Origin of the sequence: Bacteroides faecis MAJ27 (genome assembly GCF_900106755.1) — a bacterium.
GTDB classification, from domain to species: Bacteria; Bacteroidota; Bacteroidia; order Bacteroidales; family Bacteroidaceae; genus Bacteroides; species Bacteroides faecis.
The window spans coordinates 16187-42533 of record NZ_FNNN01000034.1 but is presented as its reverse complement, the minus strand read 5'-3'; the positions used below and the strand labels follow the sequence as shown (position 1 = coordinate 42533).

General features: G+C 46.2%; 12 protein-coding genes. 10 read left to right on the top strand and 2 right to left on the bottom strand.

Annotated elements, in window-relative coordinates; genetic code table 11:
* Nucleotides 1–246: 246 nt before the first annotated feature.
* Entirely contained in the window at nt 247–1776 is a 1530-nt protein-coding gene (locus BLW31_RS21300) for an arylsulfatase (RefSeq protein ID WP_010538887.1), read from the bottom strand.
* Nucleotides 1777–1821: 45 nt separating this feature from the next.
* Nucleotides 1822–5778 carry a two-component regulator propeller domain-containing protein gene (locus tag BLW31_RS21295; protein WP_022301114.1) on the bottom strand — a complete coding sequence of 1319 codons (3957 nt, stop codon included), beginning with the start codon at nt 5776–5778 and terminating at the stop codon, nt 1822–1824.
* A gap of 132 nt (nt 5779–5910) precedes the next feature.
* Between BLW31_RS21295 and BLW31_RS21290 the strand changes: the two genes are divergently transcribed.
* From BLW31_RS21290 to BLW31_RS21245, 10 genes are all read left to right on the top strand, one after another.
* Complete coding sequence (locus BLW31_RS21290; RefSeq protein ID WP_010538885.1) at nt 5911–7341, top strand: RapZ C-terminal domain-containing protein; 1431 nt, start codon at nt 5911–5913, stop codon at nt 7339–7341.
* Complete coding sequence (locus BLW31_RS21285) at nt 7341–8090, top strand: nucleotidyltransferase family protein (RefSeq protein ID WP_010538884.1); 750 nt, start codon at nt 7341–7343, stop codon at nt 8088–8090. Before BLW31_RS21290 ends, BLW31_RS21285 begins: the two co-directional genes overlap by 1 nt.
* 271 nt (nt 8091–8361) lie before the next feature.
* Nucleotides 8362–10023, top strand: a complete 1662-nt coding sequence (locus BLW31_RS21280; RefSeq protein ID WP_010538883.1) for a glycosyl hydrolase family 18 protein — start codon at nt 8362–8364, stop codon at nt 10021–10023.
* A gap of 31 nt (nt 10024–10054) precedes the next feature.
* Nucleotides 10055–13414, top strand: a complete 3360-nt coding sequence (locus tag BLW31_RS21275; RefSeq protein ID WP_010538882.1) for a SusC/RagA family TonB-linked outer membrane protein — start codon at nt 10055–10057, stop codon at nt 13412–13414.
* 13 nt (nt 13415–13427) lie between these two features.
* Complete coding sequence (locus tag BLW31_RS21270) at nt 13428–15245, top strand: RagB/SusD family nutrient uptake outer membrane protein (RefSeq protein ID WP_010538881.1); 1818 nt, start codon at nt 13428–13430, stop codon at nt 15243–15245.
* A 45-nt stretch (nt 15246–15290) separates the two neighbouring features.
* On the top strand, nt 15291–17072 hold the full coding sequence (locus tag BLW31_RS21265) for a DUF5006 domain-containing protein (protein WP_010538880.1): 1782 nt from the start codon (nt 15291–15293) through the stop codon (nt 17070–17072).
* 202 nt (nt 17073–17274) lie between these two features.
* A complete protein-coding gene (locus BLW31_RS21260; protein ID WP_010538879.1) occupies nt 17275–18858 on the top strand; it encodes a sulfatase family protein in 1584 nt (527 codons plus the stop codon).
* Nucleotides 18859–18873: 15 nt separating this feature from the next.
* On the top strand, nt 18874–21207 hold the full coding sequence (locus tag BLW31_RS21255; RefSeq protein ID WP_010538878.1) for a glycoside hydrolase family 20 protein: 2334 nt from the start codon (nt 18874–18876) through the stop codon (nt 21205–21207).
* A 29-nt stretch (nt 21208–21236) separates the two neighbouring features.
* Nucleotides 21237–24305, top strand: coding sequence for a glycoside hydrolase family 2 TIM barrel-domain containing protein (locus BLW31_RS21250; protein ID WP_032837147.1), 3069 nt, complete (start codon nt 21237–21239; stop codon nt 24303–24305).
* A 169-nt stretch (nt 24306–24474) separates the two neighbouring features.
* Entirely contained in the window at nt 24475–26292 is a 1818-nt protein-coding gene (locus BLW31_RS21245) for an alpha-L-fucosidase (protein ID WP_029425641.1), read from the top strand.
* Nucleotides 26293–26347: the final 55 nt, after the last annotated feature.

Sequence of the window (26347 nt, the reverse complement as noted above, 5' to 3'; positions counted from 1 at the left end):
GACGAATATTAAGCCTTATTACCTAATTACTGAAAAAATAGTCGCATAGACAAAAAAGAGGAACGACTATTTTATATTAAAAAAAGAAGGGGATGTGCCTTAGTTTTGACACAGCCCCTTTGTTGTTTCCCAAAGTAAAGTATTTGTAACTTTAGGAATAAGTTTTTCGTTATGGCAAAGTTACATTTTTGTTCTTACATTCCTAACCAAACCTTATGAATAATGATTTGTCGTTGTCTGATTATCTTATTTCTTCTCCGGCAGTGTAACAGAAAAATAAGGGTTAGGTGTATGCTGTGCAAAGATAATTGTCTTCATTTTTTCTACAATCTCCGGATGCTGGTCGGCCACATTGTTGTCTTCGTGAATGTCCGTAGCCAGATTGTAAAGGAAAGGTACACCTTTCTTCACTACTATTTTCCAGTCTCCCATACGCACGCCGATCTGGTTTGTTTCATTGAACTCCCAATATAGGAAGTCATGTTCTTTCTGCTTTTTCTTTCCCAGCAAGGTCGGGGCGAAGGAAATGCCGTCGAAGTAATCCACTTCTTTGTTCTTGTTGGTATATTTCTTTACGTAGTTTTTTTCTCCGATGATCTCGCAGAAAGTAGGCATCAGATCGTAGAATGCGCAGATGTGATCGTTCACTGTACCTGCGGGTACGTGTCCCGGCCAACGGGCGATAAATGGAATACGGATACCTCCTTCGTAGCACTGGCGTTTCAAACCACGTAGTTTACCGTCTCTGCCGAAGAATGTAGGATCGGCTCCTCCTTCTTCGTGAGGGCCGTTGTCACTGGAGAAAATGACCAGTGTATTCTCGTCCAGTCCCTTCTCTTTCAGCTTTTTCAGCACTTCTCCTACGTAATAGTCCAGTCGGGTAATCATTCCCGCAAACTGTGCGTGTACATGTGTGATCGCATTGTATCGTGATCCTTCGCTGCCGCCATAGCTCTTGTCCGGATTGAACTTCTCCTTGTATTCATTTAAGATAGAATCTTCCGGCTGAACCAGTTCCGCATGGGGAAGGGTGTAAGTTAGTACTCCGAAGAAAGGTTGCTTGCCGTCCTGTCCGTCCAGCCATTCCATCGCTTTCTCGTGAATCATGTCGGCGGAATATTGCGGACGCTTATGATAATCGGGGCCGTACATCGGATACTTGATGTTCTCGTCCATAACGACACGTACCACTCCCGTATCACCCAGTGCCTTGCTGTAGCGGTTGAGGAAGTTAGGATAGTAGAGGTGGGCCTGGAACTGGCAGATGTAGCCGTAGTATTCATCCACTCCACGTTTGTCCGGAGTAGAACAGGAACCTTCGTAGCCTCCCGCCCATTTGCCGAACATGCCGGTAGCGTATCCGTTCTCCTTCATTATTTCGGGTAAGATGATGTGGTCGGGATCGTAAGGATGTTGCCCCACTACTGCATACTCCTTATTATTGCCATACATGATTGTAGGCGCACTCGTCCAATATTCCTTGTTACCTCGTACTTCGCAGTGTCCTGTATGCTGTCCTGTCATAAAGGAGGCTCTGGAAGGAGCACTGACAGGACTTCCTGCGTATGCCTGTGTGAAGCGCATGCCTTCGCTTGCCATCGCATCTAGATGGGGGGTGCGGATGTATGGCTGACCGTAACATCCCAGATCACCGTATCCCATATCATCGCAGAGGATGAAAAGGATATTCGGCTTTGTGTTGTTTTTCTGCGCATTGGCAGACAGACCTGAAAGAATAAGCGTGCCGCTTACTAAAGAAAATAATTTGTAATCCATAAAAAATAATGTGTTAAGATATTTATATATCAGGGGTTTTGTTGATTAATCGTCTTTGGCTGTTTCTTTTTTATGTTTCTCCTTATATTGGGTCGGGGTTTCTCCCGTGTACTGTTTGAAAGCGGTACTGAAATAGCGGGACGTCGTGAATCCCACTTTTTCCGCGATTTCCGTGAATGACATTTCCGTGCTGGTGATCAGTATCATCGCTTGCTCCATCCGGAACTTATTGATATAGTCATTCGCTCCCATATCCGTGAGCGCTTTCAGTTTGTTGTAGAGGGAAGCCCGGCTCATACCGATTTCTTTGCAGATGAAGGGTATGTCCAACTGACTGTTGTCCAGGTTCTCCTGAATGATCTTGTTCAGTTTGAGCAGGAAAGTTTCATCTGCCTGGCTGAACGTGCTTTCTTCCGGAGCGGGGATCAATCCTGCACTCAGGTATCTTTTCTTGGTGTGTTCACGGTTTTTCAACCGGTTACGGATCAGCTCCATCAGCATTTCCACTTCGAACGGTTTGGTCAGATAGGCATCCGCCCCATTCTTGTAGCCGCTCATCTGGCTTTGTTTGTCGTCTCTCGCTGTCAGCAGGATGACGGGGATGTGACTGATCGTAATGTCTTCCTTTATGTTTTTGCAAAGCTCATATCCGTTCATCCGGGGCATCATGACGTCGCTGACGATGATATCGGGAGTATGGCTTCTGATCAGTTGCAGTGCTTCTGCGCCATCCGCGGCAATCAATATCCGTTTGAAGTATTCACCCAGCGCTTTTTTCAGGAAGTCCGTCAGGTCGGGATTGTCGTCTACTGCCAGAATACTGTATGGAGTGGTGTCAAAACTGTCTTCTTCTTGTAACTGCTTGCCGCTGTCGTCACTCATCAGTTCATTCAGATAGGCTTTGGGCTGGCAGATAATCTCTTCCGACTCTTGTTTCAGCGGCAGTTCGAAGAAGAAGGTAGCTCCCGATTCCGAATTGTCACGTGCACCGATAGAGCCGCCGTGCAGTTCTACCAGAATCTTGGAGTAAGACAGCCCGATACCGGTTCCGCTCTGTTCTCCCATACCCTGATAAAAGCGGGTGAAGAGCTTATGGGTGTCCACCTGTTGCAGGCCGCATCCCTGATCGGTAATGGAGACGCGTATTCTTTTTTCTTCGGACAGCAATTCGGAGGAAATGGTGATTCTCGTATCTTGCGGGCTGTGTTTCAGTGCATTGATAAGCAGATTGCTCAGGATGATTTCACACTTGTCCTTATCGAAACTCACGGTTTCGATGCGTGGGTCGAGCTGGTAATGAATATGTATATTTTTCGCTTCGCCTTCGCTGACAAAATCTTGTGATACCTGTTCGATCCATTCGTTGAGCGGATGCGGCTGTATGATCAATTTGCTTTCTCCCACTTCCATCTTACGGACATCGAGCACCATATTAATCAGATTCTTCATTCGCTGGGACTGCCGGTAGATCGCTTTCAGTGGCAGGTATTGCGTATCTCCCGGAGACAGAGATTTCAATATCCGGCTGAGTGGAGCGTGAATCAGTGTCAGCGGGGTACGTAGTTCGTGGCTGATGTTGATCAGGAAACGTACTTTCTCCTCATACACCTGTTGCTCGTGTTCCTTCATGGCCCATTTCAACTTGTCTTCTTTCCGTTTCAGTGTTCTCCGGAACGTCTCGACTATGATGCCGGTGACGAGCAGGGCACACCCCAGTGTGAACCACCAGGTACGGTACCAGGGCGGGAGTACGGTCAGTTCCAGTACTTGCTGACTGGGAATCCAGCTGCCGTCTTTGGCCGTGCAGGAAGCCATAATCTGATAATCGCCCGGTGGGAGTGAGCGGATGACCAGTTCCGGATTGTACGATTCGATCTGCTGATCGTTCAGTCCTTCTATCTGATACCGGTACACTTTCTGCCGGAAAATATCCTCTTCCTTTGACATGATGCGGATGCTTATATTGCTGTTCCAGGGAACGGAAATCCCGGTTGGGTTACCACTCAGTTCGTTGTTGGCGGATTCTCCGTTGACGATCACATCCGATAATTGTAATTTAGGAGATTCGGAGGTAAGCAGGGGCAGTTTGCTGTTGATATAGAGCAGTCCTTTGACGCCTCCCATGTAGACGTTTCCGCGTTTGCTCAGCAAACGGGGTTTGGAGAGATATTCGTTCTGAATGGCACCGTCCGATTCGCCGAACAGTACAAATTTCTTTTCTTTGATCAGCCGGGCGAAAAGCATATCGTTTGTGCCAAACCATACCTTGCCTTGCTGGTCGCATACGATGAGTGTCACTTCTGTGAATAGGTTGGTGGCAAAAGGAGTCCGTTTTCGGGTCGTGGGATCATAGTGGGTGAGCCCATAATTACTTCCTATCCAGAAATCTCCGTATTCATCGCGCGAGACGGAATTGATGACCGTATCATTATAGCACCGGAACAAGGGCTTTAGTTCATTGCTGCGGTTGTCCAGTTGGTAGATACGCTTGGTGTCATTCAGGTAGGTGTAATCTCCGTGGTTGGCGATGGGGAGAAGTGTGCCGATAATGTCTTGTCCCTCCTGTTCGGTTGCGATGGAAAAGGTACGTTTGTTCAGGTCGTACTGATAGACGTGATCTCCGAGAAGCAGCACGCTGTTAGGGCTGTTCTGGTAGAGATTGACAGTCTTTCCCCGGTTACAGAGGCGTGTGGTGGTTGGCGTATCTATGATGGTGAATGGCTGCTTTTCTCCCGTAGACGGATTGAATACGAATACTCCTTGTGAGAAAAGGGAAATCAGCAGTTTGCCGGGAGTAAACTGGCAGATGGATGCCACCTTGTCTTCCCATGTCGAGAGATAATGGGTAAACTTCTCTGTGAGAGGATTGAAAAGATTGACTCCGCCGCCGTCTGTTCCGATCCATATTTTATCATCAGACTCCTGGTAAAGGCTGAGAACGGTGTTGTTGCTCAGTCCCCGGTTGTTGCCCGGCACTACGTCCGTGTAGGTAACCATCGACACTTCGCGGATGCTGATCAGTCCGTTACGGATACTTCCGGCCCACATATTGTTGTTCTGGTCGTTGTAGAGGCACAGAATGGAGTTGGCGGGGAGTGAATAGTTGTCTCTTCCGGGGATGTGCTCCAGCAGGGAAAGCTGTCCGGTTTCCGGTTCGAGTACGTTGATGCCGCCTCCGTCCGTTCCGATCCACAGTTTATTCTCCCGTTCGGCAAGGCTGAGTATGACGTTGTTGCTCAGGGATGAGTTGTGGGTGGTGTATGATGCCAGTTGTTTTCCGTTCCGGTCGAAGCAATAGAGTCCGTTATTGTAGGGGGCAATCCATATCCGGTTTTTCGAGTCGATGATCATACTCATAATTTCCTTTCCGCAGTCGAAAGGAGGACGGCTGCATTTTCCTGTTTTCAGGTCGAGCAGGAGCAGACCTTGCCACCGGCTGCAACAGAGTGCGGTGTGTTCGTCCCAAAGGCTGAGAATTGTGACGTTGAAGTTGGGAAGGTCCGTCTGGTTAAATTCCTGTAGCAGGCGGAAAGAGGCGTCCCGGTAGTTATAAAAGTAAATCTTGTTTTTGGCTCCGAATAAAATTCCGTCCGGGGTGGTACAGGCGGAATATGCCGTAATATTTTTTCCTTTCTCATCGGTTGGCAGGTAGAAATCGTCACTTTGCCGCTGGTAGCGTGCCACTCCTTTGTCCGTCAGAATCCAGACATTGTATTGACGGTCTTCTACAATCTGAAGAATGAGGTCGTGGGGCAGTGAATGCGGATCGTTCGCCTGATGGGTATATTTCTTCAGCTCATGACCGTCGAACCGTCCCAAGCCGGAACGGGTGCCTATCCACACAAATCCCTGTTCATCCGTAAGGATACACCGGACGGTAGAAGGAAGACCTTCCTTCAGGGAGATCTGCTTGTAATAGTAATGCCCTGCCTGTAAAGGAAGGACACCGGCCATTTGTATGATGAATGCGATGCATAGGACGATATAGAGTCTTGTTTTCATGAGATTAGGTCGAGTAAACAGAAGCAAAGATAATGCATTCGGATGAATAATGAGTAAAATGTACAAAGAGTTTTTGGCAAAGATGGCGTTAATTTATCCATAATCTTTATCTTTGCTCGAAAATGTATGACTATGATTACCGAAGAATTACAGAAACTTTATCAGGAATATACGGGAGTCCCCGCTGAGAATATTACAGAATTACCATCTTCCGGATCCAACCGCCGTTATTTCCGGCTGACAGGTGTGAAAACCCTGATCGGTGTATCCGGAACGTCTGTCGAGGAGAATGATGCATTCCTTTATATGGCTGCTCATTTCCGCAAGTCCGGCCTGCCTGTTCCCGAGGTTTATATTGTTTCCGAAGATAAGGGCTATTATCTTCAGGAGGACCTGGGAGATATCCTGTTGTTTCATGCAATCGAGAAGGGGCGTGCCACCAGTGTATTCTCCGAAGAAGAAAAAGAACTGCTTCGCAAGACAGTCCGCTTGCTTCCTGCCATACAGTTTGCGGGGGCTGACGGTTTTGATTTCTCCCGCTGTCATCCGCAGCCGGAGTTCAACCAGCGTTCTATTCTGTGGGATTTGAATTACTTTAAATATTGCTTTCTCAAAGCTACCGGTATGGAGTTTCAGGAAGACAAACTGGAGGACGACTTTCAGAAGATGAGCGATGTGCTGCTGCGCAGTTCTTCCGCTACCTTCATGTACCGCGATTTCCAGAGCCGCAATGTGATGATTAAAGACGGTGAACCGCGGTTTATCGACTTTCAGGGCGGACGAAAGGGACCGTTCTATTATGATGTCGCTTCTTTCCTGTGGCAGGCCAAGGCGAAGTATCCCGATAGTCTCCGTAAGGAACTATTGCAGGAATATATGGATGCCCTGCGCAAATACCAGCCTATTGATGAGCCTTATTTCTATAGTCAGCTCCGTCATTTTGTTCTTTTCCGTACATTGCAGGTGCTCGGAGCTTATGGTTTCAGAGGGTATTTTGAAAAGAAACCTCATTTTATCCAGAGTGTTCCCTTTGCTATCCAAAACCTGCGTGACCTGCTCAAAGAAGCATATCCCGAATATCCGTACCTCTGCCGGGTATTACGCGAACTCACCGAACTCAAGCAGTTTACCGATGACCTTAAAAAACGGCAGCTTACTGTTAAAGTAATGAGTTTTGCTTACAAGAAAGGGATTCCCGATGATCCTACGGGCAATGGCGGTGGTTATGTTTTTGATTGCCGTGCGGTGAACAATCCCGGTAAGTACGAACGCTACAAGCCTTTCACGGGACTGGACGAACCGGTAATCAGATTCCTTGAAGAGGATGGAGAAATTCTCCGTTTTCTCGAATCTGTCTATGCGTTGGTGGATGCTTCGGTAAAGCGATATATGGAGCGGGGATTCAGTAACTTGTCCGTTTGCTTCGGCTGTACGGGAGGACAACACCGTTCGGTTTATTCGGCGCAGCATCTGGCAGAGCATTTGAACCGAAAATTCGGGGTGAAAGTGGAACTGGTACACCGTGAACAGAATATTGAGCGGACTTTTGAGGCTATTGTATAATGAAAGCAATGATATTTGCCGCCGGTCTAGGCAGCCGGCTGAAACCACTGACCGACACGATGCCCAAAGCTCTTGTTCCCGTAGCCGGATGTCCGATGCTGGAACATGTGATCTTAAAGCTGAAAGCTTCCGGCTTTACCGAGATAGTGATTAACATTCATCATTTCGGTGAGCAGATTATCGATTTTCTGAAGACTAATAACGACTTCGGACTTACCATACATATCTCCGACGAACGGGATCGGCTGCTCGATACGGGGGGAGGAATCAGAAAAGCCCGTCTTTTTTTTGAAAACTCCGGTGAGCCTTTCCTGGTACATAATGTGGATATCCTTTCGGATATGAATCTGAAAGAACTGTATGACTTTCATATGCAGAGTGGGAGCGTAGCTACTTTGCTTGCCAGCCGGCGTACAACTTCCCGTTATCTGCTTTTTAATACGGAGCGAAAATTGCGCGGGTGGATAAACAAGGATACGGGGCAGGTAAAACCCGAAGGTTTCCACTATGATGAGTCGCTCTATAGGGAGTATGCCTTTAGCGGTATTCATGTCTTTTCGCCTGCTGTCTTCCGGTTGATGGAGGCACCGCGCTGGGAAGGCAAGTTTTCCATCATGGATTTTTATCTGGCTACTTGCGGGCAGACGGATTATTCTGGTTATCTTGCGGAGAAGTTGGAACTGATTGATATCGGCAAGCCGGAGACGTTGGCACGGGCAGAAGAATTTGTGAAAAAGCTGACATTTTAGGGCAGTCAGTACATTGTGCACATTCATATAAATGAAAGACGGGAATTTTCGGAAACGGATATTGCCGCCTTTCTTTTTTTGTCTCGAAAGATGTCTGATAATGTTTGGTCGCTATAAAAAATGCGATGAAATGGACTATTTTAGACATTTTTGGAAGAATCATAGCTAAAATAGAACATTTGAAATCTTAGATATAACCTAAATTTGTGGCAGTGAATGTCAGGAAAGACCTCACTATTTATATAAAAAGGTAATCTTAATTAATAAACTTATGAGAAGCAAATTCCTATTTCTTTGTCTCTTCCTCTTTGGAATGTTGACAGCTTGCAAAGACACAAAATGGGTAGATGTTCCAACCGGTACTCCTCCCGAAGGTTCAGTTACGGGAAAGCCGGGCGAGACGGAAGACCCCGATGATCCTGATCCTACAGTGAAGACATTTATCAACTGTTCTTATATCCGTGGCGATTTTTTTGAAACGAATCGAGTTTCCGGAGCAAGTATGGGCGCCTGCAACGATTTGATTTATCTGACAGCACGTCCTTATGCCAACGGTGACCTGACTTTTGACCTGCCTGTGAATGATGCTGCCATAACGGGAGCAGCCACATATACTTCTTCTTATAGCGGTCGCAGCGGAGTACTGAAATTTGAAGGTACCGGAAAAATGAATGCCGGCGACGGTCTGTTGCACTCACCGGACGGAGCTTTCAAGAAGTTCACATTCGGTACTTATATATATGTAAGCGAATGGGTGGACGGCGCCTGCTTGTTTAAGAAGGCAGACGGAAATACTACTATCATCGCTTTCCAGCTGGGAGCAACGGAAGGCAATCTGAAACTGACTGTCGGAAGTGCTTCTGCAACAGTTACGAACAGTGCATTGAAACCGGGCGCATGGCATTATGTAGCGGTGACTTATGATGGCGGTACTGCTAAGCTATATATAGATAATAATGCTGCTACTGACTTTACAGGCTCGCTGCCTGCTTCGGTTCCTAATACCCGTGCGGATTTTGTGATGGGAGAAAAACTGAAAGGATATTTGGATGAAACATTCGTGAACAGTCTGCTGGTGGGTACACTGGGCAAAAATCCCATTTCTTTTGATACATGGAATAATACTAAAACACTTGCTTACTGGAAATATGACGATGCTGCCAAACCCGGTAAGGATTCACATACATGGGCTATCCGCCTGGAACAGATCCGCACTGCATTGAACGGACAGGCGGGCGACCGGAAGCTACGTCTGGGTATTGCCGGCGGCGAATGGCTGAAAATGGTAGGTAACGCGACAGCTCGTACCAATTTTGCCAACAACGTAAAGAAAGTGCTCGAAGAATATAATCTGGATGGTGCAGACCTTGATTTCGAATGGGCTTATTCATCCAATGATCTGGCTAATTATAGTAAGGCCATTGTACAACTGCGTGAAGTATTGGGAAAAGATGTATTCTTCACTGTATCCCTGCATCCCGTTTCTTATAAAATAAGTGCAGAGGCTATTATTGCTGCTGATTTTATCTCACTGCAATGCTATGGTCCTTCGGTAGAACTTTTCTCTATGGAACGTTTCAAATCGGATGGCAAGGCTGCTGTGGAATATGGAATTCCTCAGGATAAGCTGGTGATGGGAGTACCTTTCTACGGAACTACGGGAACTGCCGGCGAACAGGCTGCCTATTTTGACCTTGTCGGCAAGGGTAATCTGACTAATACTTCTGCAGATCAATGGAGTTATGACGGAAAGAGCTATACGCTCAACAGCCAGAAGACAATTCGCGAGAAGACACAGTATGTTTGTGAAAATGGTTTTGGAGGTATCATGAGCTGGGATTTGGCTACGGACGTAGATGTGACGCACGAAATGTCTTTGTTGAAAGTTGTGAAAGAAGAGTTTAATTACTACGCCAACCCTACTGTAGAATAAAAATAGAATCTTAATTAGTAAATATAATATTATGGAAAAAAAGAAGTTCGTGAGAAAACAAGGACGCTTTGTTCTTTTTCTGATGCTCCTGTTATTGTTTCCTCTGGGTGCGTTGGCACAACAAAAATTGATAAAGGGACAGGTGGTAGACGAAATGGGAGAACCCATCATCGGTGCTACGGTCATGATAAAAGGTGTAACCGGAGGAACGATTACAGATATTGACGGTAATTTCTCTATTCAAGGAAAAGTAGGCAGTACTCTTTCTGTTACATACGTCGGATATGCTCCGCTACAGGTAAAAGTCACCAAACAGGAAGGTAACAAACTGGTGATGAAGGAAGATGCCAAAGTATTGGATGAAGTTGTGGTGGTAGGTATGGATACACAGAAAAGAAATACCATTACGGCAGCCGTTGCCACATTGAAAGATGATGCGATCGTGAATCGTCCTGTGACCGACGTTACCAGTGCTTTGCAGGGTAATATTGCCGGTTTGAACTTTGCTTCGGATGCAGTAGGCGGTGGTGTCGGCGGTGAAATCGGTGCCGATATTAAATTCAGTATTCGCGGTATCGGCTCTATCAATGGTGGCGAGCCTTATGTATTGGTGGATGGAGTAGAGCAGAGCATGCAGAATGTGAACCCTGCTGATATTGCCAGCATCAGTGTACTGAAGGATGCTTCCGCTTCTGCCGTATATGGTGCGCGTGCTGCTTATGGTGTGGTTTTGGTAACGACCAAGAGTGGTAAAAAAGAAAGAGCCAGTGTTACTTATCGTGGTACGGTAGGTTTCAGTTCACCTATCAACATGCCGAAGATGATGGATGCGTTGCAGTATGCAGCATATAATAACCAGCAGTATGATAATGGAGGAGCTTCTTCCGGTTTGCAGAAGATTTCGGATAAGACTATCGAAAAGATCAAGGGATTTATGCAAAACCCTTATTCGGCTGAATTTCCGGGAATAGAACCGAATACTACCGGTGATGACTGGGCAGGAGCTTATTACAATCAATACGGTAATACAGACTGGTTTGACTATTATTTCAAAGACAAGTCTGTCCGTCACTCTCACAATCTGAGTGTACAGGGCGGTTCTGACAAAGTGAACTACTATATCGGTATGGGATACACTTATCAGGAAGGTCTGCTGGATAAGGTACAGGATGATTTGAGCAAATATAACCTGAACACGAAATTGCAGTTTAAGACAAGTGACTGGCTGCGTTTCAACCTGAACAACAATATTACTTTGCAGATGATCAAACGTCCGATGGCCAATCAGCTGATCCTGTATAATAAGATCGGTAGCCACCGTCCGACTCAGGTGACTGAGTTGCCGGTTGAATCGGAATATAATATACCTAGCTGGAATGAAATGTTGTATCTGAAAAATTCAAATTATCAGAGAAACCGTATTTCAGATGCCTTGTCACTTTCGGCTACCGTCACTCCTTTGGAGGGATGGGATATCACCGGAGAAATGAAAATCCGTTTCGATGTGGAAAATAATGACCTGAAAATGAAAGACGACCAGAAGTATGAAACTCCTGCGGGTACTTTCAAGCCGGGTGATGCAACCAACCAGAGACAAGGATTTGCTTATCCGGGCATTAGCTGGAAAAATATGTATTTCGGCTCTTATACCCGCGGTAGCATGTTCAATTATTATTTGTCGCCTAATCTGTCCAGCTCTTATACCCACCAGTGGGGAGGTCATTTCTTCAAGGCAATGGCAGGTTATCAGATGGAGCTACAGGAATATTCGGAAGAATATATGTACAAAGATGGTATGTTGAGCAACGACATTTATTCGTTTGATAATGCCAGCGGAAACGTGATAGCAGGTGAAGCCCGTTCGCATTGGGCTACGATGGGATTCTACACTCGTCTGAACTGGAACTACAATAATATTTATTTTCTGGAGTTCAGCGGACGTTATGATGGTTCTTCTCGTTTTGCAAAGGGACATCGCTGGGGATTCTTCCCTTCATTCTCTGCCGGTTATGATATCGCCCGTACTCCTTATTTCCAGCAACTGGCACTTCCGGTGTCTCAGCTGAAAGTACGTGTGTCCTACGGTCGTCTGGGTAATCAGAACGGTGCCGGCTTATATGACTACATTGCTCAAATGCCACTGGATGCACAGGGTACCAATGCGTGGCTGTTGCCCGGTATCTCGTCTTCTACAGCTTCCAAAGGAACGATAGCCAAGACTCCGAAAATGATCAGTCCGTACATTACCTGGGAGAAGGTGGATAATGCCAACCTGGGTTTTGACCTGATGTTGTTAAAGAACCGTCTGTCGATTACCGCTGACTTCTATCAGCGTACGACACGTGACATGATCGGTCCGGCTGAGTCTATTCCGAGCATCAGTGGTATTGCTTCGGATGACCGTGCAAAAGTAAACAATGCTACTTTGCGCAATCGTGGATGGGAACTTTCCGTGAGCTGGAATGATAAACTGAAATGTGGTTTCAGCTATGGAATCGGCTTCAATGTGTTCAACTACAAGGCGGTGGTGACGAAGTATAATAATCCGGAAGGTATCATTTACAATAATCATACAGGTCTGGCTGCCAATAAAGGTTACTATGAAGGTATGGATATTGGCGAAATATGGGGGTATCGTGCAGACGATCTTTTCCTGTCGAACCGTGAAATTGATGATTACCTGAGAAATGTAAACCTGACAGCATTCAAATCGAATGATCTCTGGCGTCGCGGTGACTTGAAATATATCGATTCCAATGGTGACGGTAGGGTAGACGGAGGTAAAGGTACTTTGGCAGATCACGGAGATTTGCAGATTATCGGTAATACGACCCCCAAATATTCATTCGGTATCAATTTGAATCTGGGATATAAAGGGTTCGAAATATCTACTTTGTTGCAAGGAGTGGCTAAGAGAGATTTCCCGATTTCCGGAAGTAACTATATGTTTGGTGGCAACAACTACAACTTCAAGGAACATCTCGATTACTTCAGTACAGAAAACCCGAATGGATACTTGCCGCGCCTGACCGGTTGGAAGGATGACAAAGACTTTTTGGTAAATACCGGATATAACACTACTCGTTATCTGCTGAATGCCGCTTACATGCGTATGAAGAACCTGACGGTTGGTTATACCTTCAACAAAAAACAGTTGAGACATATCGGTATCAGTAATCTGAAAGTATATGTGACTTGCGATAACTTGTTTACTGTAACGAAACTGCCGAAACAATTTGACCCGGAAACGCTGAACCAGGTAAATATGTCGGCTGGCGGTGATGCTCAAAATACGGCTCCGGGTCTGACTTCTCCTATGAAGCAGAACGGTAACGGTATGGTATACCCGATGAACCGCAACTTCGTATTCGGACTTGATTTCACCTTTTAATTAGAGAATAGCGATGAAAAAATTATATATATTATTAGTGGTAGGGGCCAGTCTCATGATGTCAGCATGTTCGGATTTTCTGGATAGAGAGCCTCTGACAACCCCCAATAGCGAGACATTCCTGTCCAATGCAAGTGCCGTGAACAACTATATCAACGGCTTGTATATCTCACTTCCTTCTTTCGGAACGTACGATATGGGAGTGCGCGGAGAAGAGAAGAATAGCGATAACATCGTGGCGGAAGTTTATGACAAGCGCCTGAACGGAGAGTTGCAGGAAAACGGGGGAGGTTCTACCGAATGGCAGAAAGGATACCAGAACCTACGTAATGTGAATTATTTCTTTGAATACTATAAAGTGCCGGAAACCGAAGAAACAAAAGATGTGCTCTCGATGAAAGGGGAAGCTTATTTCTTCCGTGCCTATTGGCATTTCTACCTGCTGACCAGATTTGGAAGTATCCCGGTGATGGATAGCTTCTGGGACAGAAATGCAACTGTCGGTGGTTTGCAGATTCCTCCGCGCGACCGTTCGGCAGTAGCGCAGTTTATTCTTGACGACCTGAATACCGCTAAAGAATTGCTTCATCCGCGCAGCCAGTATAAAGGTTTGAGAGTGTGTAAGGAAGCAGCTATTATTATGGCTATGAGAGTGGCGCTTTATGAAGGTACCTGGGAGAAATATCACAAGGGAACGGACTTTGCCGCTGCTGAAGATAAATCGGCAGACTTGCTGGGACAGGTGCTGACACTGGGCGATGAACTGTTTGGTATGGGACTTACGCTGAACACCAAGGCTACTGACAAGAGTGCTGTGAATATAGAAGATGCTTATGCACACGTGTTCAATTCAAAAGACTTGTCGGATATGACAGAGGTTGTTTTCTGGAAGAAGTATTCGATAGCGGATGGTGTGATTCATAATTTGAGCAGTAATCTGGGAGCCGGTTATGTAGACAATAGCGGACCGGCTGGTTTGTCTCAGTCGCTGGTTGATAATTACCTGAATGCTGACGGAACTCCCATCGATCCTGAGGATGGAATTTTTAAAGATTTCAATCTGACTTTTAAGGGCCGTGACGGACGTTTGCTGGCAACGGTTATGCATTCAAACTGTAAGTTTAAGTCAACCTCACCGGAATCAAAATCGAAAGCGATGCTGGTAGAGGAATATTCGGAAGAGAACAAGTCGGTGGTGCGTCCTCCTTATCTGACTGAAGGTGGTCCGGCACGTAACGCCACAGGTTATCACATCCGTATGAGTATCGATACCACGTATGTAAGTGGTCAGGGCGAAACGTCACTTCCGATGATCCGCTATGCGGAAGCACTGCTGGCTTATGCGGAAGCAGCGGAAGAACTGGGGAAATGTACTCCTGCTGTTTTGGAAAAGACCTTGAAACCATTACGCGAACGCGCCGGAGTGACTTACGCCGATCCGTCTGAAATCGATCCTAATTTTACGGACTTTGGTTATGCAATCTCCGCCAATTTGCAGGAAATCCGTCGGGAAAGACGTGCGGAACTGGCTTTACAAGGTTTCCGCCTCGATGACCTGATGCGCTGGAGAGCTCATAAACTGATTCAGGGCAAACGGGGAACCGGTGCTTATTTTGGCACAGACGGTGTGTTGTACAAAGCATTCGATCCTAAAAGTGCTGCGGATTTGAAAACGATTCTGACTACAGACGGTTGGCTGGACCCGCAGAAAGAACTTCTTCCGAGAGGCTATCAGTTTGATTCCAACCGCGATTATCTGTTACCGGTTCCTCCGAGTGAGATATCGTTGAATCATGAGCTGAAACAGAATCCGGGCTGGCAACGGAAATAGGAGAATGGAACAAGATTCATTTATGACAATTAGATAGATAAAGATATGAAGAACATATTATATAAAATACTTCCAGTATGTTTGTTGACTATCGGCCTGACGGGATGTGAGGATGAGACTAAATATCGTCCTCTGCCGGAAGCTGTACCTTTGACAATGAGCATCAATGAAAAGGCATTTGTGATGGGAGAACACTTGAAAGTGGATATCAAAGTGGAACCCGATGCCGATGGTAATGAGGTGGTGGCTAACGAAGATTTCGATATTTACTTTACGGCAAAGGCCGGAACGGATGATGTTGCGAATGTATTCGAACCGTTCAGCAGTATTGTCACTTTTCCCAAAGGAGAGAAGCAGATTCAGGTGGATTTCCCGGTGAAAACATCCGGCCTGATGGGTACTACCACGATGGAATTTGTGGCTTTTGCACGAGGATATAAGATCGCTAATTCCAGTCAGGGAATCAAGGTGTCTGATTATTATCGGATATCCATGTCTCTGGAAAATAATACAGAGAACGTGGTGACGGAAGGGGGTAAGTTTGTATTGGTTGCCAAGGTGGACAAACCGAGTTCTGTGCCTCTCGAAGTCACTATCACTCCGAAGGAAGGAGAAGAGGACAGGTATGACAATCTGCCTTCTACCCTAACCATTCCCGCAGGAAGAACTTCGGTGAAGAGTGCTGCCGTGACTATCAAACAGGACTATGAAATGACAGGTGACTTGCAGTTGGTATTGAATATGGAGAGTAATTCTTCTGCCAATCCGATGACCGCTTCTACCTTGATGATTACCATGACAGACCTGGAATCGATGGCTGATCCTGATTTGTATGATATGACAACTGTATATGAGAATCCGAATATCATGTTTATTTCTTATGATGATGACTGGTTTACGGGTAAAGAGACGGCTAAGATGGATGAAGGAACAGCACATCCGAATGCGGAACTGGGCAGCCAGTGGAAGTTTGATTATGCAATCGAGTTCCATAAAAACTCGACATCGGGAGATTATCAAAAATTAGGTAATGCAACGGATGCCAATAGAGGAAGTGTTTTAAAGATTGATTGGACCAAATATGCGAAAGTCACTGATGAGGGTGAACTGAATATTTGTGTAGGTGTAGAAGGTACTAATTACGGAACAGCAGGAATACATTGCTGTAAATCTTTAGGACAGATGTGGGCACAGAATGTAACTCGTATTTATCCGGGTATGCGTATTGAAATGAAAGTTCGCTTAGGAGGTAATAGAACAGGGTTTGTACCAATGATAGAGGTGAAGAATCCAGCAACAGCCACTACGTGTAAAGAAGCCAAGCAATCAATCTGTATACTTAAGAATGTTTCTGGTTCTGCAATCACTCAGTCGGTGAGGGGAGAGGCTATCAGTGATGCAAAGAGTGTAGTAACCGCTATTCCTAAGGTAGAAGATTATAATATTTATTGGGTGGAACTAGTCGATGAAAGTACGATAAAGTTAGGTATCAATGGTTCTACAACTTTGGAAGTCACAAGGGATATGTTGGATTCATGGCCTTTTACCAAAGCTTCTACAGGGACATCAATTGGAGCGAAGGGTCTTTATTTAGTAATGCGAATGGACTTGTTCGGAGAAGGTAATAGTGTTTCTTCTGAGCTTCCGGCAGGTTGGGATACTGAACTGAAATCAATTAATCCTGCCAATTATGCAACGGAAGGTCCGAGAATGGAAATAGACTGGATTCGTTTCTATGTAAATGATAACTATAAACGGGAAGCGGATGAACTGGTGAACAGAGACTATAAAGTTTCGGCTCCGGGCAAGTTCTACCAGTTCTATTAATTTCTGGTTTTCTTTGAACCGTTTTCAATAGTACGAAATAAGTTCAATGCCGGAAGACCGTCGTACAACAGCGATCTGCTTCCGGCATTTGCACTCATTCGGGCGGAAATAAAGAATATTGTAAATACATTAGCTATTTGTATACATTGATTTTACATATGTTCCTTATCTTTGCCATTGTAATCTAAATAAATTAATCATTATGGAAAACCTGCAATCAAACTTGCTTTATTCTCTGGCAGGAGCAGCGGCTGTTGCTTCGCTTGCATCTTGTGCAAACAAACAGAAATCGACAGAACAAAAGCCGTTGAACATCGTTTACATCATGACAGATGACCATACAGCTCAGATGATGAGTTGCTATGACACCCGCTACATGGAAACACCGAACCTGGACCGCATCGCGGCGGATGGTGTACGTTTTACTCAAAGCTTTGTGGCTAATTCATTAAGCGGTCCCAGCCGTGCCTGTATGATTACGGGGAAACATAGCTGTGCCAATAAATTCTATGACAATACCACTTGTGTATTCGACAGTGCTCAACAGACTTTCCCGAAGCTTCTGCAAAAGGTAGGTTATCAGACTGCATTGGTAGGAAAATGGCATCTGGAAAGTTTGCCATCCGGATTCAACTACTGGCAGATAGTTCCCGGACAGGGAGATTACTATAATCCTGCCTTTATTACGCAAGACAACGATACTATCCAGAAGCATGGATATATCACGAATCTGATTACCGACGACGCTATCGACTGGATGGAAAACAAGCGTGATCCGGAGAAACCGTTCTGCCTGTTGATTCATCATAAGGCAATTCACCGTAACTGGATGGCGGATACCTGTAACCTTGCTCTCTACGAGGACAAGACATTCCCGTTGCCGGATAATTTCTTTGACGATTATGAAGGTCGCCCTGCTGCGGCTGCTCAGGAAATGAGTATCGTGAAGGACATGGATATGATTTATGACTTGAAGATGCTTCGCCCGAATGAGAAGTCACGTCTGAAATCACTTTATGAGAGATTCCTCGGACGTATGGATGAAGGGCAGCGTGCCGCATGGGATAAGTTCTACGCTCCGATTATCGATGATTTCTACAAACAGAATCTACAAGGAAAAGAGCTTGCCAACTGGAAATTCCAGCGTTACATGCGCGACTATATGAAGACCGTGAAGTCTCTTGATGATAACGTAGGGCGTGTGCTCGATTATCTGAAAGAAAAAGGTTTGCTGGACAATACACTGGTAGTCTATACTTCCGATCAGGGCTTCTACATGGGTGAACACGGCTGGTTTGACAAGCGTTTCATGTACGAAGAATCCATGCGTACACCGCTTATCATGCGTCTGCCGAAAGGTTTCGACCGCAGGGGAGACATCACAGAAATGGTACAGAACATCGATTATGCGCCTACTTTCCTCGAACTGGCAGGAGCAGAGATTCCCGCAGACATTCATGGAGTATCACTGTTGCCTCTGCTGAAAGGAGAACATCCGCAGGACTGGAGAAAGTCACTGTACTACCACTTCTACGAATATCCTGCCGAGCACATGGTGAAACGTCACTATGGAGTGCGTACGGAACGCTATAAACTGATTCATTTTTATAATGATATCAACTGGTGGGAACTGTATGACATGCAGGCAGACCCGACAGAAATGCACAACCTTTATGGTGAGGCTGAATATGAACCGGTAGTAAAGGAACTGAAAGACGAACTGCTGAAACTACAGGAACAATATAATGACCCCGTCCGCTTTTCTCCGGAAAGGGACAAGGAATAACCCTCGAATAATACAATGACAAGAACGATTTTAATATTACTGATAGGCTTTCTGTCTTCGATGGTAGCCGGATGTAGCGATACTAACTTGACACATGACATACCCTTGGTTCCACGCCCGGCACAAATGGTGCCGGGTAGCGGAAACTACCTTTTCTCCGGTAAGACAGTATTTGCCGTAGAAAATGAGGAGCAGGCGGAAGTGGCGCGCGGCTTTATAGCTTTGTTTACCCGTGCGGCAGGTTTTACTCCGAAGTTGACCGTAGGTGATGATGCAGAAAAGGGAAATGTCCGTTTCCAGACAGATGCAACTTTGAAGAGTGAAGCGTATACGCTGGAAGTGTCTCCAAAAGAAATTATAATTGAAGCATCGGATGCCAAAGGATTCTTTTATGCTTTGCAGACGATTCGCCAGTTGCTTCCGGCAGCTATCGAAAAAGAGGAAGTGGCGGATAAGAAGGTAAAATGGAGTATTCCGGCAGTGAGTATTCAGGACGAACCGCGGTTTGGTTACCGGGCATTACTGCTGGATGCGGCACGTTACTTTATTCCTAAAGAGAATGTATTGCGAATCATCGACTGTATGGCGATGCTGAAAATAAACACGCTTCACTTTCATCTGACAGATGATAACGGCTGGCGTGTGGAAATCAAGAAATATCCCCGTCTGACGGAAGTAGGTGCCTGGAGGGTGGATCGTACAGGACTGCCTTTCCCTGCCCGGCGTAATCCGGAACCCGGAGAACCGACCCCGGTAGGAGGCTTCTATACACAGGAAGATATAAAGGAAATGGTGGCCTATGCGGCCGAACGCCAGATAGAAGTAGTGCCGGAAATTGATGTGCCTGCACACAGTAATTCGGCATTGGCGGCCTATCCTCATTTTGCCTGTCCGGTGGTGAAGGAGTATATCGGAGTGCTTCCCGGTTTGGGAGGACGGAACTCCGAAATTATCTATTGTGCCGGAAACGACAGCGTCTACACTTTCCTTCAGGATGTGATGGACGAGATTATGGCCTTGTTCCCTTCCCGGTATATTCATATCGGAGGCGATGAAGCCCGCAAGACTTATTGGGAGAAATGCCCGTTGTGTCAGGCACGGATGAAAAAAGAGAAACTGGCCAATGAAGAGGATCTGCAAGGTTACTTCATGAAGCGGATGAGCGAGTATGTACGCGGCAAAGGCCGTGAAGTGATTGGCTGGGATGAACTGACTAACAGTAGTTTTTTGCCGGAAGATGTTATTGTCTTGGGTTGGCAGGGATACGGACAGGCTGCCTTGAAGGCTGCCGAACAGGGACATCGCTTCATTATGACTCCTGCACGCATCATGTACCTGATTCGTTATCAGGGGCCGCAATGGTTTGAGCCGCTGACGTATTTCGGCAATAACACGCTGAAAGATGTGTATGACTATGAGCCGGTTCAGAAAGATTGGAAACCGGAATATGCGGATCTGCTGATGGGAGTACAGGCTTGTATGTGGACGGAGTTCTGCAATAAGCCGGAAGATGTGGATTACCTCGTATTCCCGCGTCTGGCAGCTTTGGCGGAAGTGGCGTGGACACAGCCGGAAAAGAAAGACTGGGTTTCGTTCCTCAAAGGAATGGACTCGTTCAATGAACACTTGGCAGCCAAGGGAATAGCGTATGCTCGTTCGATGTACAATATACAGCATACGGTGAAGCCGGAAGACGGAGCACTGAATGTAACACTGGAATGTATCCGTCCGGATGTGGAAATCCGTTATACGGTAGATGGAAGTAAGCCGACAGCTGCTTCACCGCTCTATGAACAGCCGCTGGTTGTAAAGGATGCCCGGACAATCAATGCTGCAACATTTGCCGGTGGAGAGCAGATGGGGAAAATATTGACGCTTCCGGTACATTGGAATAAGGCAACGGCCAAACCGTTGCTGGGCAATAAAGCGAATGAAGCTGTGCTGAGTAACGGAATCAGAGGAAGCCTGAAACAGACGGACTTTGAATGGTGCTGCTGGACAAGAAACGACCGCTTCTCTTTCACTGTGGATTTGCTGCAAAAGGAGAAGATGAACACGTTGACGATCGGTTGTATTACTAATTATGGAATGGGAGTGCATAAACCGAAATCCATCAAGGTAGCTGTTTCGGACGATCAGGCGACTTATCGGGATATCAACGAATTGAAATATACTCCCGAAGAGATATTCCGTGAGGGAACTTTTGTCGAAGACCTTTCGGTAGATATGAGGGGAACCGTTGCCCGCTATGTTCGGGTGACCGTGGAAGGAGCGGGAGAATGTCCGTTCAACCATGTCCGTCCCGGACAAGAATCAAGAGTCTATTTCGATGAACTGATAATCGAATAACCAGTTACTAAATAACTAATATAATAACGATGAAATTAAAGAAACGAACTTTTTTAATCTTGATGGCAGCACTGACTGCTACCTTCGCTTCGGCTCAGAAACAGTCGCAGCCGGAGTGGCAGAGCCAGTATGCTGTAGGACTGAATAAACTCGCTCCCCATACCTACGTATGGCCTTATGCCGACGCTTCCGATATTGAAAAACCGGGAGGATATGAAGAGTCTCCTTATTATATGAGCCTGAACGGAAAGTGGAAATTCCACTGGGTAAAGAATCCAGATAACCGCCCGAAAGACTTCTACCAGCCTTCTTATTATACCGGAGGATGGGCGGATATTAATGTGCCCGGCAACTGGGAACGACAGGGATATGGAACAGCGATTTATGTTAACGAAACTTATGAGTTTGACGATAAGATGTTCAACTTCAAGAAGAATCCGCCGTTGGTACCATTTGCCGAAAACGAAGTCGGTTCTTATCGTCGTACATTCAAAGTACCCACCGACTGGAAAGGACGCCGGGTAGTACTTTGCTGCGAGGGTGTGATTTCTTTCTATTATGTATGGGTGAACGGGAAGTTGCTCGGCTATAATCAGGGATCGAAGACGGCTGCCGAATGGGACATTACCGATGTACTGAGTGAAGGTGAGAACGTGGTGGCGCTGGAAGTATATCGCTGGAGTTCGGGTGCTTATCTGGAGTGTCAGGATATGTGGCGCCTGAGCGGTATCGAACGGGATGTTTACCTGTATAGTACTCCCAAACAGTATATTGCTGACTATAAAGTAAGTGCCTCTCTTGATAAAGAGAAATACAAAGAGGGTATTTTCAATCTGGAAGTGACGGTAGAAGGACCTTCTGCCACAGCCGGCTCCATTGCATATACACTGAAAGATGCTTCGGGAAAAGCTGTGTTGCAGGATGCTGTCCGGATCAAATCCCGTGGATTGAGCAACTTCATCGCTTTCGATGAGAAGAAGATTGCGGAAGTAAAAGCGTGGAACGCGGAGTATCCTAATCTTTATACTTTGGTGCTCGAACTGAAAGACGCACAAGGAAAGGTGACTGAACTGACCGGATGCGAGGTTGGTTTCCGTACTTCGGAAATCAAGGACGGACGTTTCTGCATCAATGGTGTTCCGGTGCTGGTGAAAGGAGCGAACCGTCACGAACATTCACAACTGGGACGTACCGTAAGCAAAGAACTGATGGAGCAGGATATCCGACTGATGAAACAGCATAATATCAATATGGTGCGTAACTCACATTATCCGACTCATCCGTACTGGTATCAGCTTTGCGACCGTTACGGACTGTATATGATTGATGAGGCGAATATCGAATCGCATGGTATGGGATACGGACCTGCTTCCCTCGCAAAAGACAGTACCTGGCTGACTGCCCACATGGACCGTACGCACCGTATGTACGAACGTTCCAAGAATCATCCGGCTATCGTGATCTGGTCGCTGGGGAATGAAGCCGGCAACGGTATCAATTTCGAACGTACTTACGACTGGTTGAAATCAGTAGAGAAAGGCCGCCCCGTGCAATATGAACGTGCCGAACTGAATTATAATACGGACATTTATTGCCGTATGTATCGAAGTGTGGACGAAATCAAGGCTTATGTGGCTAAAAAAGATATTTACCGTCCCTTCATCCTCTGTGAATACCTGCATGCTATGGGGAATAGTTGCGGTGGAATGAAAGAGTACTGGGACGTTTTTGAAAATGAGCCGATGGCGCAAGGTGGCTGCATCTGGGACTGGGTAGATCAGAATTTCCGCGAGATAGACAAAGACGGGAAGTGGTATTGGACTTACGGAGGTGATTACGGACCGGAAGGAATCCCCAGCTTCGGTAATTTCTGTGGCAACGGTCTGGTGAACGCTGTGCGTGAACCACATCCGCATCTGCTTGAAGTGAAGAAAATTTATCAGAACATCAAAGCGACTCTATCTGACCCGAAGAACCTGAAGGTCAGCATCAAGAATTGGTATGACTTTTCTAATCTGAATGAATATATCCTGCATTGGAATGTGAAAGGGGAGGATGGAACGCTACTTGCCGAAGGTACGAAGGAAGTGGACTGTGAGCCGCATGCTACAGCAGAGATTCTGCTGGGCGCTGTCAAACTTCCGGCTTCTGTACGGGAAGCTTATCTGAACCTTAGCTGGAGCCGCAAAGAGGCTGCTCCGCTGGTGGATGCCGACTGGGAAGTGGCGTACGACCAGTTTGTACTTGCCGGTAATAAAAATGCCACGGCTCACCGCCCGCAGAAGGCAGGAGAAACAGCTTTCGTTGTAGATAAGAACACCGGAGCACTTTCTTCTCTGACTTTGAATGGGAAGGAACTGCTGGCTGCCCCCGTCACTTTGAGTTTGTTCCGTCCGGCTACGGATAATGACAACCGGGATCGGAACGGTGCTCGTTTGTGGCGTAAGGCAGGATTGAACAATCTGACTCAGAAGGTGGTATCGCTTAAAGAAGGTAGGACATCGGCTACTGTCCGTGCTGAGATTCTCAACGGGAAAGGACAGAAAGTAGGAATGGCTGATTTCGTTTACTCGCTCGGTAAGAATGGTGCCTTGAAAGTACATACAACTTTCCAACCTGATACGGCTATCGTGAAGTCAATGGCTCGTTTGGGGCTGACTTTCCGTATGGCGGATACGTATGACCAAGTTTCTTATCTGGGACGTGGCGATCATGAGACGTATATCGACCGTAATCAGTCCGGCAGGATAGATCTGTATGACACGACCGTAGAACGGATGTTCCACTATTACGCAACGCCGCAGTCAACAGGTAACCGGACGGATGTGCGCTGGGCTAAACTGACGGATCAGGCAGGTGAAGGTGTATTTATGGAATCGAATCGTCCTTTCCAGTTTAGTATCATCCCCTTCTCGGATGTACTATTAGAGAAGGCGCACCATATTAATGAGCTGGAGCGTGACGGAATGATGACTATACATCTGGATGCTGAACAGGCAGGAGTGGGAACAGCAACCTGCGGACCGGGTGTATTGCCGCAATATCTGGTACCGGTGAAAAAACAGAGTTTTGAATTTACGCTTTATCCGGTAAAATAACCGGTGGTACTGATTGCATTTGAATAGAAATATTGCATTGAGATAGAATATAAAGGAGCGAATGGCATGGATTTAGCGAAGTTTAATGAAAAGTGCTTCGGGAAAGTCATGAAGTTCACTCCTTTATAATTATCTTTGTCTCATTAGCATTAAATCAATATTTATTATGATGAACAAACTACTAATTTCTCTCTTTTTATCTTCTGTGATAACGTTGGGCGGCTGTGGACTGACGAAAGAAAACTACTATGTGAAGCATGTTGAATTTCCACAGGATGCGACCCTCGAACAGAAAATAGATATGGCAGCAAGGTTGGTTCCTACTCCCCAACAGGCTGCGTGGCAACAAATGGAGCTGACTGCTTTTCTGCATTTCGGCATCAATACGTTTACCGGACGGGAATGGGGCGACGGCAAGGAAGATCCTGCTATCTTTAACCCTACGGAACTGGATGCGGAACAATGGGTACGCAGCCTGAAAGACGCGGGATTCAAAATGGTACTTCTCACGGCAAAGCATCATGATGGCTTTTGTCTGTGGCCTACCGCTACTACGAAACATTCGGTAGCTTCTTCTCCCTGGAAAAACGGTCAGGGAGACGTAGTGAAAGAACTGCGTAAGGCTTGTGATAAATATGATATGAAGTTCGGAGTATATCTTTCTCCATGGGACCGGAACGCGGAATGCTACGGAGACTCTCCTAAATACAATGAGTTCTTCATTCAGCAATTGACAGAGTTGCTCACTAATTATGGTGAGGTACACGAAGTATGGTTCGACGGTGCGAACGGAGAAGGACCGAACGGAAAGAAGCAAATCTATGACTGGGATGCTTTCTATAAGACCATTCAGAAGTTGCAGCCGAAAGCGGTTATGGCAATTATGGGTGACGATGTCCGTTGGGTAGGTAATGAAAAAGGCTTGGGACGCGAAACGGAGTGGAGTGCAACGGTACTGACTCCGGGAATCTATGCCCGTTCTGAAGAAAACAACAAGCGGCTGGGTGTCTTTAGCAAAGCGGAGGATCTGGGAAGTCGTGCGATGTTGGAAAAGGCAACGGAATTATTCTGGTATCCTTCGGAGGTGGATGTGTCTATCCGTCCGGGATGGTTTTATCATGCGGAGGAAGACAGCAAAGTGAAGTCATTGAAGCATCTGGCTGATATCTATTTCCAGTCTGTGGGTTATAACTCGGTACTCTTGTTGAATATTCCTCCCGACCGCAGAGGCTTGATTAATGAAGCGGATGTACAGCGGTTGAATGAGTTTGCTGCTTATCGGGAGAAGATATTTACCAACAACCGGGTAGAAAAAGGAAGAAAAGACTGGGAGGCCGTTTCCGGAAGCGAGGCTGTCTATTCTTTGAAGCCGGAGTCAGAAATCAATGTTGTGATGCTACAGGAAGATATTACGAAAGGACAACGGGTAGAGTCTTTCACAGTAGAGGCATTGACGGAAGAAGGCTGGCAGGAAGTTGCGAAGGGAACGACTGTAGGATATAAACGTATGGTACGTTTTCCAGCGGTAAAAGCCAGCCAGCTGCGGGTGAAGGTCAATGAGTGTCGTCTGACGGCTCATATCAGTCAGGTAGGAGCTTACTATGCAGAATCTCTGGAAGAAGAGAACCGGACGGAAAACTGGAATAATCTGCCTCGTGCCTCCTGGAAACAGGTAGCTGCTTCTCCATTGACAATTGATTTGGGTAAAGAGGTCGAAATCTCCGCATTCACGTATGCGCCTCTGAAAGCAGAAGCGAAACCGACGATGGCTTTCCGCTACAAATTCTATGTGAGCGCAGATGGCAAGAACTGGAAGGAAGTGCCTGCAAACGGTGAGTTCAGCAATATCATGCACAATCCGTTGCCGCAGACTGTTACTTTCGGTCAGAAGGAAAAGGCACGTTTTATCAAACTGGAGGCTACTACCCCTACAGCTACAACGGCGCAAGTAGAAATGAACGAAATCGGAGTGACCGTAGCTCCTTGATATGAACCTTATTAAAAAGTTAACCAGACTTTCATTCTAACCTAATAATTTATCA

Excerpts from the sequence above, each read along its gene's own strand:
- BLW31_RS21300 (WP_010538887.1), bottom strand. The coding sequence starts at position 1,776 with ATGGATTACAAATTATTTTCTTTAGTAAGCGGCACGCTTATTCTTTCA.
- BLW31_RS21295 (WP_022301114.1), bottom strand. The coding sequence starts at position 5,778 with ATGAAAACAAGACTCTATATCGTCCTATGCATCGCATTCATCATACAA.
- BLW31_RS21290 (WP_010538885.1), top strand. The coding sequence starts at position 5,911 with ATGATTACCGAAGAATTACAGAAACTTTATCAGGAATATACGGGAGTC.
- BLW31_RS21285 (WP_010538884.1), top strand. The coding sequence starts at position 7,341 with ATGAAAGCAATGATATTTGCCGCCGGTCTAGGCAGCCGGCTGAAACCA.
- BLW31_RS21280 (WP_010538883.1), top strand. The coding sequence starts at position 8,362 with ATGAGAAGCAAATTCCTATTTCTTTGTCTCTTCCTCTTTGGAATGTTG.
- BLW31_RS21275 (WP_010538882.1), top strand. The coding sequence starts at position 10,055 with ATGGAAAAAAAGAAGTTCGTGAGAAAACAAGGACGCTTTGTTCTTTTT.
- BLW31_RS21270 (WP_010538881.1), top strand. The coding sequence starts at position 13,428 with ATGAAAAAATTATATATATTATTAGTGGTAGGGGCCAGTCTCATGATG.
- BLW31_RS21265 (WP_010538880.1), top strand. The coding sequence starts at position 15,291 with ATGAAGAACATATTATATAAAATACTTCCAGTATGTTTGTTGACTATC.
- BLW31_RS21260 (WP_010538879.1), top strand. The coding sequence starts at position 17,275 with ATGGAAAACCTGCAATCAAACTTGCTTTATTCTCTGGCAGGAGCAGCG.
- BLW31_RS21255 (WP_010538878.1), top strand. The coding sequence starts at position 18,874 with ATGACAAGAACGATTTTAATATTACTGATAGGCTTTCTGTCTTCGATG.
- BLW31_RS21250 (WP_032837147.1), top strand. The coding sequence starts at position 21,237 with ATGAAATTAAAGAAACGAACTTTTTTAATCTTGATGGCAGCACTGACT.
- BLW31_RS21245 (WP_029425641.1), top strand. The coding sequence starts at position 24,475 with ATGAACAAACTACTAATTTCTCTCTTTTTATCTTCTGTGATAACGTTG.